General features: G+C 38.1%; 13 protein-coding genes. 1 reads left to right on the plus strand and 12 read right to left on the minus strand.

Annotated elements, in window-relative coordinates:
- Positions 1-63: 63 nt before the first annotated feature.
- From mfd to I6U49_RS06295, 3 genes are all read right to left on the minus strand, one after another.
- Complete coding sequence (gene mfd / locus I6U49_RS06285) at positions 64-3477, minus strand: transcription-repair coupling factor (protein ID WP_198628009.1); 3414 nt, start codon at positions 3475-3477, stop codon at positions 64-66.
- Positions 3478-3543: 66 nt separating this feature from the next.
- A complete protein-coding gene (locus I6U49_RS06290; RefSeq protein ID WP_198628010.1) occupies positions 3544-3834 on the minus strand; it encodes a type II toxin-antitoxin system RelE/ParE family toxin in 291 nt (96 codons plus the stop codon).
- Positions 3831-4067: a hypothetical protein gene (locus I6U49_RS06295; RefSeq protein ID WP_198628011.1), complete on the minus strand. Its 237-nt coding sequence runs from the start codon at positions 4065-4067 to the stop codon at positions 3831-3833. The genes I6U49_RS06290 and I6U49_RS06295 overlap by 4 nt, the downstream gene beginning before the upstream one ends.
- Before the next feature lie 140 nt (positions 4068-4207).
- Between I6U49_RS06295 and I6U49_RS06300 the strand changes: the two genes are divergently transcribed.
- Positions 4208-5566: a dihydrolipoyl dehydrogenase family protein gene (locus I6U49_RS06300; protein WP_198628012.1), complete on the plus strand. Its 1359-nt coding sequence runs from the start codon at positions 4208-4210 to the stop codon at positions 5564-5566.
- A gap of 63 nt (positions 5567-5629) precedes the next feature.
- Here the strand turns inward: I6U49_RS06300 and I6U49_RS06305 are convergent, their stop codons facing one another.
- The 9 genes from I6U49_RS06305 to I6U49_RS06345 form a co-directional block, all read right to left on the minus strand.
- Positions 5630-6088 (minus strand): RES family NAD+ phosphorylase, encoded by a 459-nt coding sequence (locus tag I6U49_RS06305; protein ID WP_198628013.1) that lies wholly within the window; start codon positions 6086-6088, stop codon positions 5630-5632.
- Entirely contained in the window at positions 6089-6595 is a 507-nt protein-coding gene (parS, locus tag I6U49_RS06310) for a type II RES/Xre toxin-antitoxin system antitoxin (protein ID WP_198628014.1), read from the minus strand.
- 52 nt (positions 6596-6647) lie between these two features.
- A complete protein-coding gene (locus I6U49_RS06315; RefSeq protein WP_198628015.1) occupies positions 6648-7445 on the minus strand; it encodes a tryptophan-rich sensory protein in 798 nt (265 codons plus the stop codon).
- 2 nt (positions 7446-7447) lie between these two features.
- Positions 7448-8083 carry a ligase-associated DNA damage response endonuclease PdeM gene (gene pdeM, locus I6U49_RS06320; protein WP_198628016.1) on the minus strand — a complete coding sequence of 212 codons (636 nt, stop codon included), beginning with the start codon at positions 8081-8083 and terminating at the stop codon, positions 7448-7450.
- A 161-nt stretch (positions 8084-8244) separates the two neighbouring features.
- Positions 8245-9399 carry a methionine aminotransferase gene (locus I6U49_RS06325; protein WP_198628017.1) on the minus strand — a complete coding sequence of 385 codons (1155 nt, stop codon included), beginning with the start codon at positions 9397-9399 and terminating at the stop codon, positions 8245-8247.
- Between the two features lie 83 nt (positions 9400-9482).
- A complete protein-coding gene (locus I6U49_RS06330; RefSeq protein ID WP_193710086.1) occupies positions 9483-10229 on the minus strand; it encodes a succinate dehydrogenase/fumarate reductase iron-sulfur subunit in 747 nt (248 codons plus the stop codon).
- A gap of 26 nt (positions 10230-10255) precedes the next feature.
- Complete coding sequence (locus I6U49_RS06335) at positions 10256-10633, minus strand: four helix bundle protein (RefSeq protein ID WP_193710085.1); 378 nt, start codon at positions 10631-10633, stop codon at positions 10256-10258.
- 25 nt (positions 10634-10658) lie between these two features.
- On the minus strand, positions 10659-12662 hold the full coding sequence (locus I6U49_RS06340) for a fumarate reductase/succinate dehydrogenase flavoprotein subunit (protein ID WP_193710084.1): 2004 nt from the start codon (positions 12660-12662) through the stop codon (positions 10659-10661).
- A 12-nt stretch (positions 12663-12674) separates the two neighbouring features.
- Positions 12675-13337, minus strand: a complete 663-nt coding sequence (locus I6U49_RS06345) for a succinate dehydrogenase cytochrome b subunit (protein WP_198628018.1) — start codon at positions 13335-13337, stop codon at positions 12675-12677.
- Positions 13338-13558 lie beyond the last annotated feature (221 nt).

Raw genomic sequence — 13558 nt, forward strand, 5'->3', positions numbered from 1 at the left:
TAGAAAGGAGGGGAACATTATTCAGAATAAATCCTTCTTCGGGAGTTAGAGCTTGTCCCGAATTTACTTAGAAAGGGTCTCTACCTCTTCTTCTTTCGTCCTAAAATCTAAAGGTTCCAAAACTTTTAATGCACTTTCAATAGAAGTAATTTTATCAAAAGTTAAGAGTAATCTCAGGCCATTTCTGGTTTTCTTCTCCTTCATAGTACATTTATGCCTATGGGATTGCACATATTGCAACACTCTGGTAAAAGTTTTGGTTTGATAAAACCTGGATTGTTGATCGGAAATAAAGTAGCCCACCAGCTTGCCTTGTTTTAGGATAATTTTTTCTATACCTATAGCAGCGGCAATCCATTTTATACGCACACTATTCAATAAATCTACTGCCTGTGCCGGTAATTCTCCAAAACGATCTACAAGTTCAGCTTCAAATTTTAGCAATTCTTCTTCCGAAGTGATTTTATTCAGCTGCGTATATAAATTTAGTCTTTCTGTAATATTATTGATATAATCATCAGGGAATAAAATCTCAAAATCGGTATCTATTTGCGTATCCTTTACAAAGGTTTTATCCTCTATGTTTTCTGCTTCGTTATACAATTCCTGGAACTCATTTTCTTTTAATTCTTCAATCGCCTCATTTAGGATTTTTTGGTAAGTATCAAAACCTATTTCATTGATAAACCCGCTTTGCTCACCGCCCAGTAAATCTCCAGCACCCCGAATTTCCAAATCTTTCATCGCGATATTTATCCCACTCCCAAGATCTGAAAACTGTTCCAGTGCGCTCATTCGTTTCCGGGCATCTTCGGTCATTACCGAATATGGCGGTGTTATAAAGTAGCAAAAAGCCTTTTTATTGCTTCGGCCTACCCTACCCCGCATTTGGTGAAGATCTGAAACTCCAAAGTTATTGGCATTATTGATAAAAATAGTATTGGCATTGGTTACATCCAGTCCACTTTCTACAATAGTGGTAGAGACCAAAACATCAAATTCACCGTTTATAAAACTCAACATCAGCTTTTCCAGCTTCTTACCTTCCATTTGCCCATGTCCCACACCAATCTTAGCATCGGGCACTACACGCTGAATCATGCCGGCAACTTCCTTAATGTTTTCAATCCTGTTATGGATAAAGAAAACCTGCCCTCCCCGCTGAATTTCATAAGAAACAGCATCCCGAATAGTTTCTTCAGAAAACCGTATCACATTGGTTTCTATTGGGTATCTGTTGGGTGGTGGCGTAGTTATGGTAGATAAATCTCTTGCGGCCATCAAACTAAACTGAAGCGTTCGTGGAATAGGAGTTGCCGTTAAAGTTAAGGTATCTACGTTTTCCTTTATGGTTTTTAGTTTATCTTTTACCGAAACCCCGAATTTCTGTTCTTCATCTACAATTAAAAGTCCGAGATCCTTAAATTTTACAGCTTTGTTTACTAATTGGTGCGTACCAATTATAATATCTACTTTACCATTTTCGAGATCTGCGAGGGTTTCCCTACGTTCTTTGGCCGTTCTAAACCTATTTAAATAATCTACAGTGACCGGAAAATCTTTTAAACGTTCAGAAAAAGTTTCATGGTGTTGAAAAGCCAATATGGTGGTGGGTACTAAAACCGCCACTTGCTTGCCGTTGTCTACGGCTTTAAAAGCTGCCCGAATGGCCACCTCTGTTTTTCCAAATCCAACATCCCCACAAACCAACCTATCCATGGGCCGTTCGCTTTCCATATCTTCTTTCACCGCCTGGGTGGCAGTACTTTGGTCTGGAGTATCTTCATACATAAAAGAGGCTTCCAGCTCGTGTTGTAAATAAGAATCGGGGCCAAATGCAAATCCCTTTTGCAATCGGCGTTTTGCATACAATTCAATTAAATTATAAGCAATATGCTTTACCCGGGCTTTGGTCTTTTGCTTTAGTTTCTTCCAGGCATTACTTCCCAATTTAAAGATTTTGGGCTCCTTACCATCCTTCCCGTTATACTTTGAGATTTTATGTAAGGAATGGATGCTGAGATATAAAATATCACGCTCACCGTAAAAAAGCTTAATGGCTTCCTGCTTCTTTCCTTCTACATCAATTTTTTGCAGGCCTCCAAACTTCCCAATTCCGTGATCAATATGAGTAACATAATCGCCTACTTCAAGATTACTCAATTCCTTGATGGTAATTGCCTGTTTTTTGGCATAGCCATTCTTTAGATGAAACTTATGATAGCGCTCAAAAATCTGGTGATCTGTATAGCAAATATTTTTTCCGGTTTCATCTATAAAACCCTGGAACAAAGACAAAGCGACGGTTTGATATTTCACGATACGGTCCTGATCGTCGAAGATATCATGAAAACGTTTGGCTTGCTGTTCACTTACACAGAAAATATAATTGGTATACCCGTTTTCCTGGTTTTCAATTAAGTTATCAATGAGTAAATCGAATTGCTTATTAAACGAAGGCTGAGGTGTTGTTTGAAATTCTATACTTTTTTGAGGCTCTAGATACGCCTGGTTACTCAATTCTACCACAGAAAAGAGCTCCAACTGACTTTTAATTAACTGTCCGTTACAGAACAGCTCTTTGGGCTCGCTGTGTTTTACTTCTTCAGAGAGTTTTTGAAAAGCTTCTTCGGCCTTACCAAAAAGTTTATCGGCCTGTGCTGTAAGCAAATCAAGGTTTTTCACAAAAACCACTGTATTTTCAGCAATATATTTTAGAAAACTCTCCCTGATTTCGTCCAGGTGCTTGTTTTCAACATTAGGCATTACCGAAATTTTCTTCACTTTATCTGTAGAAAGTTGGGTCTCTACATCAAAACTTCGAATGCTATCTACCTCGTCTCCAAAAAACTCGATACGGTAGGGCTCGTCGTTACTAAAGGAAAAAACATCTATAATCCCTCCACGCACAGAGAATTCTCCCGGTTCGGTTACAAAATCTACTCGCTTAAATTTGTATTCAAAAAGTACTTCATTTACAAAATCTATAGAAAGTTCGTCTTCAACAGATATTTTAAGGGTACTGCGATCCAGCTCTTTGCGGGTTACTACTTTTTCAAATAAAGCGTCAGGATAGGTAACAACAATCGCCGGTTTCTTTCGTGAATTAATTCGGTTTAAAACCTCGGCCCTTAAAAGTACGTTTGCATTATCGGTTTCTTCAATTTGATATGGGCGCCGGTAACTGCCGGGATAAAAAAGCACGTTTTTTTCTCCAACCAATTGCTCGAGATCGTTAAGATAATAAGCGGCTTCTTCCTTATCATTAAAAATTAGCAAAAAGGGTTTTTCTGCCTCTTTAAATGCATTAGCAGCAGCGAAAGAAAAGGCAGAACCAACAAGACCTTTTAATTGAATTTTAGTTCTATTTTTTTCTTTTTTGTCCTCCTGAGCAGAGTCGAAAGAGGCAAGGGATTTCCTCAATTCCTGCTGTTGCGGGGATTGTGCAAAGCTCTGGGCGATCATAGATGTACTCATTGGCGCAAAGATAATTGCAGAAACATTGTCCCGCAACCTCTCAACATTTTTTTAACGTTAGTGGGTTTATACTTTTTTCTTTGCGGGATCTTGCCATGTATTAAACACAGAATAAACAATTACCTCACTTTCCAGAACTTCGTAGATAATAATATACGGGAAACGCTTAACTACAGCTTCCCTAAATGGTTTTCTTTTTTGCGAAAAATGAAGCGGATAATTTCTAATCCACCTAAAATAAGAAGTAAGATGATCTAAAAACAAATCGCCCAGCCCATTTTGTTTTCGCTCATAATAAAGAAAAGCTTCCATTACTTCTAACTGAGCTTCCTCTTTAATTATAAGTTTAAAAGTCATTTCTTCAAAGAATCTTTAGCTCTTTGCTGCACTTCTTCCCAGGAATAGGATTCACTTTTCTCTTTTAGATGATTCAACCTACGCTTATCCATTTCCTGGTAATCTGATTCGGAGAGAACTGAAGAGTCGTTATTTTCATAACTTTCGGCGAGAGAAAGCATCATTTCTAATAGACGTTCATCTGCTTCTTCAACATATTTCAGGACCGTTTTTTTTAACGCTATTGTTTCCATAATCAGAATGTTATTGATAATATAAAATTACAAATTTTATACTTTAGAACTTTTAAAGTTTCACCCATTTTCCACTTTTACCATTTCCATAACAGCAAATGCAACTGAAGATGGCTAATTTGCTATGATAAATAATTATTATGGGATTTGAGCATTTTGATGTATTTGTAATAGGAACAGGAACTGCAGGCAAAGGCGTGGCCAAAGACTGTACAAAAGCCGGGTGGAAAGTAGCTATAGCCGATAATAGGGAATATGGCGGCACCTGCCCTAACAGGGGTTGCGATCCTAAAAAAGTTTTAGTAGGCTTTACCGAAATTATCGATAGGGCTCAAAAAATGAAAGGAAAGGGAATTACAAAAACACCTCAGGTAAGCTGGAGCGAACTTATGACATTTAAAGAAACTTTTGTAGATGCCATTCCTGCCGCTACCGAAAAAGATCTTACCGGTTTGGGCATAAAAATGTATCATCAGTCCCCAAGATTTTTAGATAAAAACACACTTTCGGTAGAAGGAAAAACGGTAACAGCCGATAAAATTGTAATCGCCACCGGCCAAAAACCGATGCCTTTAAAAATACCCGGGGAAGAACATGTGCTATTAAGTGAAGACTTTCTGAAATTAGAAAAATTACCGGAAACCATGCTTTTTATAGGCGCCGGCTATATTGGGATGGAATTTGCCCATATTGCTGCAAGATTTGGGGTGAAAGTTACGATGATGGATTTTGCACCGCGACCACTTTCCAACTTCGATAAAGATATGGTAAACCATATTCAACAGGTTTCAGAAGAAGACCTGGGCATCGAGTTTATTTTTAATGCTGAAGTAAATGAAATTGAAAAACTACAAAAGAATTTTAGGGTGAAGGCAATGCAAGATGGAAAAGAAATTTCAGCAAAAGCCGAAATGGTTTTTAATACTGCGGGCCGTGTACCATCTATAGACGATTTAGCATTGGAAAAAGGCGAGGTCGCTTTTAGCAACAAAGGGATTACTGTGAACGAATTTCTTCAAAATACCACCAACGAAAATGTTTATGCTTGTGGTGATGTTTCGGCAAGTCCCGGCTTACCGCTAACCCCACTTTCTTCGCAGGAATCGAAGATTGTCGCAGCAAATCTTCTAAACGAAAAAGCATCTAAAAAAACAGATTTTCCGCCTCAACCTACCGTGGTATTTACCCTCCCCAAATTGGCTTCGGTGGGGCTTTTAGAAAAAGAAGCAAAAGAACAGGGCTACGATTATACTCTAGAGCATAAATTGGTTCCAGATTGGTTTAATCCCAAGCATATCAATGAAAAAATATATGCCTACAAAACATTAGTAGACAATAAAACCGGACTTGTAATTGGGGCGCACCTGGTTGGCCCTGAAGCGTCAGAAATCATCAATATGTTTGTTATGGCTATGTGTGGCAAACTGGATTGCGAGACTTTAAAAAAGATGATTTTCACGTATCCCAGTTGGGGAAGTGATATAAAGGGAATGGTTTAGGAAAAATTAATCTGCCCCCCTCCGAAGGAAGGAAGTTTTTTAGATAGTCCCAATTTTGACCTTCTATTTAAATATTCTGTGATCAAAAGGAAAGTCTGAAATTTCAGTTATTTTAATTTGATTGAACTTTGGATGCTTAGGGTTTATTAGATAATTATAATCTCCTTTTACAACCGCAGATGGTACTTTTAAAACAAGGTTTTTATTGTTTTCAATAAAAGCGTCTCCAAGTTGCTGAGTTACAACAGACGTTGGAAAACTATTCCAATTTGTTTGAAGCTGTCTTATAGATAAGGATTCAATCTTTATAGAATCGGGTATTTCAATTTGGATCATCTGGAAATCGGAAGGCAGGGTTTCCAGACTTAAATGTACAAGTACCTCAGCCATTGCCAGGGCCCTGCTTTGGGCGGTGTAAATCATTTCAACACCTTTGGTATTCCATCTGTTTCCATATTTTGCCGCGCCAACACCACTGAGTTCACCTGCATACTTCTTTCTGGCGAGGCGATAAACTTTCATTTAAACAAAAATTCCGTGATCAATTCTATTTAATTCGGCCATTACCAACTCTTTTCCGTAGGAATCCATTAGTAAGTCCAAAGGTGGCAAATTACCAAGGGCCAAAGATGGTGTGTTTAACCATTTTTCGAACTTCTTTGAGCTATCAAATATTTCATTTCCGAGAATAGCTACTTCTGCGATTTCTATAATCTTTTCAGTATGAATTGGTTTAAAATAAAAATCTTTTTCATTTTTATAACGCTGAAGGGATTTGTGGGAAATATTGAAAAGTTTTGCCCAATCGGTTTCTGAAAAAGGAATTAGGGATTTTATTTCTTCAAATAAAGAAAATGGAAAGCCCTTTCTTATACTGCGGCTTACTAGAATTTTATTTTGCAGAAATTCGGGAAAATCCAAATCCTTATGTATTAGCCTAATTTCAGGACTTTCTTCTAAATTCTGCAAATAATCCCGGATGGCGTCATCCAACTTATCACTTTTATCTATTTTATATTCAGTTATCATAGTTCAGAAAATTGACTATTAAATTAAGACAAAAGTCGAAAGAATACAAATTTTAAGCTTCATTTTTCTTCAAAAGTCGGGTCATGGGATTGGTTTCCTTGTTTAACCAACCGTGGTAAATAATATTCGAAAAAATGGCAATTGCACCTATTAAAGCTGAATAAGCAATGAGGGGAAAATCCCCAAAATGCCTAAAATAGATTGCAACCAATGCCCAAACTCCAACAGCGGCAAATTCACGCATATTTCTTCGCCAAATGATTGCGATATTTAGAAAAGTCGCCACAACAATCATCACAACCGTCCAAATTTCCTCTCCAAAAAAAGGTGCCGTCCATTCAATTTTAGCTAAATAAGCTGAAACATTAGCAATACTGGCCACAGCTATCCAACCCGAATAAAGACAAATAGGCCACCAGCTAAACGCCAGAATTTTTAGGGGAGCATCCCAACGCTCCATATTGGTGTTCAAAATCACCTTTATTAGTGCAAAAAGGATTAAAAACATGAACAAGACCGAGATTCCGGTAAACTCATACAACCAAACAAGTACCCAGCCGGCATTGGCCAGGTTGGCAGTTAAAAACCAATAACCTGAATCCCTTAAAAACTTTAAATCTTCTTTAGCTGAAAAGGCCTGATAAACCTGATATCCGGAAAAGGCCAAAAGCGAAAGAAAGATTATTCCCCAAATAGCAAAAGCATAACCTGCCGGAGTAAAAAGGTTGTAATATTCGGCGCTAAGACTTCCCATTGTATTGCCATTAATAATTCCTGTTTGGGAAATATAGCTCACTGCAATGATTAGGATTACCGAGATAAAGTTCAATATTGCAAGTCGTTTTTCCATTTTTAGGTGTTTTCTATTAAAATTACTTCATTTTGTGTAATCGCGTATGCTTTTCCCCCATCATTTAGCTTCATCAAAAAATTCCCTGTAAATTCGCCAAAAGCAGGAAAAATAAATTGATCTATTTTTCGGAAAAAACAGGGCAGTTTGAGGCTTTGCTTTCCTTTTCCGTTAAGTTTATAGGCCGGGTGAACATGACCGCACAGGTTAAAGAAACCTTCCCTGGTTTCGGGGTGATGCGTAAGTAAAAAATCTTTCAATTGCCATTCTGAATGAATTTCCACCCCCAATTCTTCATATTTTAAAGGAGAAATTATATCGTGATTACCCGCTATTAGGATCACCTTAGCTTCTACAAACCCAAGCCAGTCTTCAAATAATTTCCATTCACTATTAAGATCACTATGAAAAAGATCGCCTAAAAAGCAAACAACTTTGGGCTGAAACTTTCCTACAACCTCGCTTAATCTCAAAAAATTGGCATGAATTGCCTTATGAGGCACAGCGCTTCCAAATTTCCTAAAATGCGAAATCTTCCCTAAATGAACATCGCTAATAAGGAGGATTTCTTGCTCCTTCCAAAAAGCTGCACCGCTTGGATGGAGTTCAAAGCTTTGGTTTTGGAGGTTTATAGTCATTGGTTTTTGAGTAACGTAATTAAAAAATCGGCATCCTGAAGTTATCTCAGAGCCTGCCCCAATTATTTTTTCGGGGATCTAAGATGTTGATAATTAAAAACAAGACAGAAGTTGAAACGAGTTCAGCTTGACGCAACCAGGCTTTTCAGACAAACCTGGTGTTATAATTTATGTAAAATCTCAGCTGCTTTTTCCAGGGTTTCGTCTGTTTTGGCAAAGCAGAAACGCAACTGTTTATGATCTTTCCCATTTTTATGAAATACAGAAACCGGTATGGTAGCAAGTCCATGTTCAGTAATTAATCGTTTTGCAAAATCAACATCGGGCTCGTCGGTAATTTTTGAATAATCCATTACCTGAAAATAAGTTCCTTTAGAAGGAGTTCCCTTAAACCCTGAACCTTGCATTAAGTCGAAAAATTTATCCCGTTTTTGCTGATAAAAATCACCTAATTGCAGATAATGCTCTGGTTTTTTCAGGTACTCTGCAAAAGCACGCTGCATAGGATGATTTACACAAAACACGGTAGCTTGGTGAAGTTTTATGATTTCTTTCATTAAAACTTCGGGAGCAACACAGTAGCCCATTTTCCAACCGGTATTATGAAAAGTTTTCCCAAAAGAAGCACAAACAATAGCTCTTTCAGCTAAACCAGGGAATTTTGACGCACTTTCATGTACTTCATCATCGTAGATAAGGTGCTCATAAACTTCATCACTTAATAAGATAATATTGGTTTTTTTAAGCAATGCTTCCAGTTGCTGCATATCACCTTTTGAAAGTACCGTACCTGTGGGGTTATGTGGAGTATTAATTATGATCATCCTAGTTTTGGAAGTGATTTTTGCCTCAACTTCCTGCCAGTCTATTTTAAAATCTTTTCCTTTTAGTTCTACTAAAACAGGTTTTCCTCCGGCTAGTTTAATATCGGGCTCATAAGAATCGTAAGCCGGCTTAAAAACAATCACCTCATCACCGGGGTGTACAAAAGCAGTTATAGCGCCATATAAAGCCTGGGTTGCACCAGCAGTTAAAACAATTTCAGAAGCTTCGTTATACTTCTTTCCGTAGAGATTTTCAATTTTAGAAACTATTTGCTCTCGCAGCTCCGGGATACCACTCATTGGCGGATATTGGTTATAGCCATCTTTCATCGCTTTACAAACCAAGTCTTTTAAATGATTATCGGTTTCAAAATTTGGGAAGCCTTGAGAGAGATCTATGGCTTTATGCTTTCTTGCAAGCCCACTCATTACCGAAAATATACTGGTTTTCCCGGCTGGAAGTTTTGAGGGAAGGTTTTTAAAATTTGGCATGTAGTCAATTTTCAAATAAGTTGCATAAAAAATCCCAAATTCGAAAAGAATTTGGGATTGATTTGTTCTTATTTAAGGAAGTTTTATCCTTTGGTACTGGCCGAAAGATATTCACGGTTCATACGTGCAATATTGTCTAAAGAAATTCCTTTTGGACATTCAATTTCACAAGCTCCCGTATTACTACAGTTTCCAAAACCTTCCTCGTCCATTTGCCTAACCATGGCCTGAACACGCTCAGTAGCTTCTACCTGACCCTGAGGTAGCAAGGCATATTGAGAAACTTTTGCCGAAGTGAAAAGCATAGCACTTGCATTTTTACAAGCCGCTACACAAGCTCCACAGCCAATACAGGTTGCTGCGTTAAAAGACTCATCGGCTTTTTCTTTTTCTACCGGAATCGTGTTGGCATCTACGGTGTTTCCTGATGTATTTACCGAAACATAACCCCAGGCCTGCTGAATTCGGTCAAAAGCACTCCTGTCTACAATAAGATCTTTTACTACCGGAAACGCCTTGGCTCTAAATGGTTCTATATAAATAGTATCTCCATCCTTAAAAGAACGCATATGCAACTGGCAGGTAGCGATTAGTTTATCAGGCCCGTGAGGCTCTCCATTAATTTGGAGTGAACAAGAACCACAAATTCCTTCACGACAATCGTGATCAAACTGAATAGTATCTTCTCCTTTCTCTACCAACTGCTCGTTAAGTATATCCAGCATTTCAAGAAAAGACATATCCCCGTCTATCCCATCTATAGGATAATCTACCATTTTTCCTTTAGCCGTGGCACTTTCCTGACGCCATATTTTAAGTGTTAACTTCATAATCGTTAAAAGTTAAGTGTTAAAAGTTAATAGGATTTATCTGCTTTTTTCAAATAATTAATATAGCCATTCAAAACAACTATTCCTTCTTCAACTTTTTTCTTTAATTTTTCAAATTTTTTCTCGTCAATATACTGTTCATCCAGTGCAGTGATTAACTGATCCTTTATTTCATAAAGCGAGCCTCTGGAAACTCTACAGAACTGGATATTTTCCTTAAAATGAAATCTTCCATACCCTTCAGCTAAATTATGAGTTACCGATCGAGAAGCCCTTCTCATTTGGGAAACCAATTCAAATTTTTCTTCAGCAGGAAATTGTTTAATAAGTTGAGAAATCTCCATTCGAATAGCCCTACCTTTTTGCCAGCAGACTAAATCTTCGAATGATTTTATCTTTTCCATTAACAATTAACCATTCACTATGAACTTACTTGTAACTTCTTGTTTTCAATTCTATATTTTCAAATACCAGGTCTTCTTTGTGAAGAACTGCATCTGCGGGTTTTCCTTTATATTCCCAGGCAGCAACATATTTAAAGTTTTCATCGTCCCTTAATGCTTCTCCCTCTTCGGTTTGGTATTCTTCCCTAAAATGCCCTCCACATGATTCATTTCTATGCAAAGCATCTTTAGCAAATAACTCACCTAACTCCAGAAAATCTGCTACACGTCCGGCCTTCTCAAGCTCTGCGTTCTTAGAAGTAGCACTTCCGGGAACTTTTACATTCTTCCAGAAATCTTCTCTTAAAGCCGCAATTTCTTCAACAGCTTCCTTTAGTCCCTTTTCATTACGAGCCATTCCGCATTTGTTCCACATAATCAAACCTAATTCCTTATGATAGGAATCTACAGATTTGTTTCCGTTGGCATTCATTAACTTCTCGATACGTTCTTTTACGGCTTTTTCGGTTTCCTCAAATTCTGGAGAATCTGTAGAAATTGCTCCGGTACGAATATCATCCGATAAATAATTACCAATAGTATAAGGCAGCACGAAATAACCATCTGCCAAACCTTGCATTAATGCCGAAGCACCAAGCCTATTGGCACCATGGTCAGAGAAGTTGGCTTCTCCTGCAGCATAGCAACCGGGAATGGTTGTTTGCAGGTTATAATCTACCCAAAGACCACCCATAGTATAGTGCACAGCCGGGTATATCATCATTGGGGTTTCATATGGGTTCTGGTCTACGATCTTGTTATACATATCGAAGAGGTTTCCATATTTTGCAGCCACAACTTCTTTTCCAAGTTTTGTAACTTCTTCTTTCGAAGGGTTTTTATGTCCCGAAGTAAAAGCTTTTTCTTTTCCGTAGCGTTCAATGGCACTGGAGAAATCAAGAAATACTGCCTGCCCGGTTTTATTAACTCCAAAACCGGCATCACAACGCTCTTTAGCCGCTCTTGAAGCCACATCACGTGGTACAAGGTTACCAAAAGCCGGATAGCGACGCTCTAAATAGTAATCTCTTTCTTCTTCTGAAAGCTCGGTTGGTTTTTTCTTCCCTGCCCTTATAGCCTCAGCATCTTCTTTTTTCTTAGGCACCCAAATTCGTCCATCATTCCTTAGAGACTCAGACATCAATGTTAATTTAGACTGATGATCTCCGGAAACCGGAATACAAGTTGGGTGAATTTGTGTATAACAAGGGTTGGCAAAATAAGCTCCTCTACGGTGTGCTCTCCAGGCAGCTGTTACGTTACTTCCCATCGCATTTGTAGAAAGGAAGAATACATTTCCGTAACCACCGGAAGCCAATACCACGGCGTGTGCCGAGTGGCGCTCAATCTCGCCGGTAACCATATTTCTCGCAATTATTCCACGCGCTTTACCGCCTACCAATACCAAATCCATCATTTCGTGACGGTTATAAGGCTTGATTTTCCCACGGTTAATTTGGCGGTTCATTGCCGAATATGCTCCCAACAACAACTGTTGTCCTGTTTGCCCTTTTGCGTAAAAAGTACGGGATACCAATACTCCTCCAAAAGAACGGTTGTCAAGATAACCACCATATTCACGGGCAAAAGGAACTCCCTGTGCCACACATTGATCTATAATATTTCCTGACACCTCAGCAAGACGGTAAACGTTTGCTTCACGGGAGCGGTAATCACCACCTTTTACGGTATCGTAAAACAAGCGATAATCTGAATCTCCATCGCCCTGGTAATTCTTAGAGGCGTTAATTCCTCCCTGAGCCGCAATAGAGTGTGCACGTCTTGGAGAATCCTGATAACAAAATGTTTTTACATTATAACCTAACTCTGCAAGGGTTGCAGCTGCAGCTCCTCCTGCAAGTCCTGTTCCTACTACAATAACGTCTATATTACGCTTGTTGGCAGGGTTAACAAGATCGATATTGTTTTTATGATTGGTCCACTTCTCTGCTAGAGGCCCTTTAGGTATTTTTGAATCTAAAACTGACATAAATCTTACTTATTAAAGGTTATTAATATAGTGAAAAAGGGCTATAAAAATAAATCCTAGCGGTATAACGATTGCATAAGCTTTGGTGAATCCTCTAAGTCCTTTGGCATATTTATTTCTCCATCCCATAGACTGAAAAGAAGAAGAAAACCCATGATAAAGGTGTAGGGCCAAAAATACAAATGAAACCACGTATAATATTGTTCTAACCGGGCTTTCGAATTTCGCAACCAACTCACCGTAATAACGAGTAGCATCTTCGGGATGAGACTCTACGTATTTGTGTATCATTTCCGGAAACCAAAAATCGTAGAAGTGAAGTGCTAAAAAAGCTAAAACTACAAGGCCTGAGTAAATCATATTTCTTGATACCCAACTTGAGTTTTCATTTCCGGCAAACTTAATATACTTAACGTTTCTTGCTCCACGGTTTTTCGCTTCCAGGATAAAACCCATTATAAAATGGAAAATTACCCCAAAAATCAATATGGGTTGCAATAAAGCCTGCACAAAGAAGTTGGTCCCCATAAAGTGGGAAACCTCATTAAATACGTCTTTACTAAATACCGAAATAAAATTGATGCTAAAATGCTGAGCTAAAAATAAGACCAGAAATAGTCCCGATAAGGCCATAGCAAATTTTCTTGCTATGGTTGAATTTAGAAATCCACCCATTGGTTTGATAATTTTATAGAAATTTAACAGCAAAAATACACTGCAAATCACTTACTGACAAACTTTCAAGCCTGTTTATAGGGCTATTTAGAATAAATATAAGTAAGCAATAATTTTGTTGAATATCATTATTTGCATTTCCTATATTACCAAGAGCTAAAACCTTTAGTTAACCAATATGTCTCATAAAGTAAATGCAGTTTTTTGGTAGAATTCAAAGA

The sequence above is a fragment of the Salegentibacter maritimus genome (assembly GCF_016236915.1).
GTDB lineage: Bacteria > Bacteroidota > Bacteroidia > Flavobacteriales > Flavobacteriaceae > Salegentibacter > Salegentibacter maritimus.

What these genes read in the sequence shown, in the direction of transcription:
- I6U49_RS06325 (WP_198628017.1), bottom strand. Translation starts at nt 9,399, where the DNA reads ATGCCAAATTTTAAAAACCTTCCCTCAAAACTTCCAGCCGGGAAAACC.
- pdeM (WP_198628016.1), bottom strand. Translation starts at nt 8,083, where the DNA reads ATGACTATAAACCTCCAAAACCAAAGCTTTGAACTCCATCCAAGCGGT.
- I6U49_RS06345 (WP_198628018.1), bottom strand. Translation starts at nt 13,337, where the DNA reads ATGGGTGGATTTCTAAATTCAACCATAGCAAGAAAATTTGCTATGGCC.
- I6U49_RS06295 (WP_198628011.1), bottom strand. Translation starts at nt 4,067, where the DNA reads ATGGAAACAATAGCGTTAAAAAAAACGGTCCTGAAATATGTTGAAGAA.
- mfd (WP_198628009.1), bottom strand. Translation starts at nt 3,477, where the DNA reads ATGAGTACATCTATGATCGCCCAGAGCTTTGCACAATCCCCGCAACAG.
- I6U49_RS06340 (WP_193710084.1), bottom strand. Translation starts at nt 12,662, where the DNA reads ATGTCAGTTTTAGATTCAAAAATACCTAAAGGGCCTCTAGCAGAGAAG.
- parS (WP_198628014.1), bottom strand. Translation starts at nt 6,595, where the DNA reads ATGATAACTGAATATAAAATAGATAAAAGTGATAAGTTGGATGACGCC.
- I6U49_RS06305 (WP_198628013.1), bottom strand. Translation starts at nt 6,088, where the DNA reads ATGAAAGTTTATCGCCTCGCCAGAAAGAAGTATGCAGGTGAACTCAGT.
- I6U49_RS06300 (WP_198628012.1), top strand. Translation starts at nt 4,208, where the DNA reads ATGGGATTTGAGCATTTTGATGTATTTGTAATAGGAACAGGAACTGCA.
- I6U49_RS06290 (WP_198628010.1), bottom strand. Translation starts at nt 3,834, where the DNA reads ATGACTTTTAAACTTATAATTAAAGAGGAAGCTCAGTTAGAAGTAATG.
- I6U49_RS06315 (WP_198628015.1), bottom strand. Translation starts at nt 7,445, where the DNA reads ATGGAAAAACGACTTGCAATATTGAACTTTATCTCGGTAATCCTAATC.
- I6U49_RS06330 (WP_193710086.1), bottom strand. Translation starts at nt 10,229, where the DNA reads ATGAAGTTAACACTTAAAATATGGCGTCAGGAAAGTGCCACGGCTAAA.
- I6U49_RS06335 (WP_193710085.1), bottom strand. Translation starts at nt 10,633, where the DNA reads ATGGAAAAGATAAAATCATTCGAAGATTTAGTCTGCTGGCAAAAAGGT.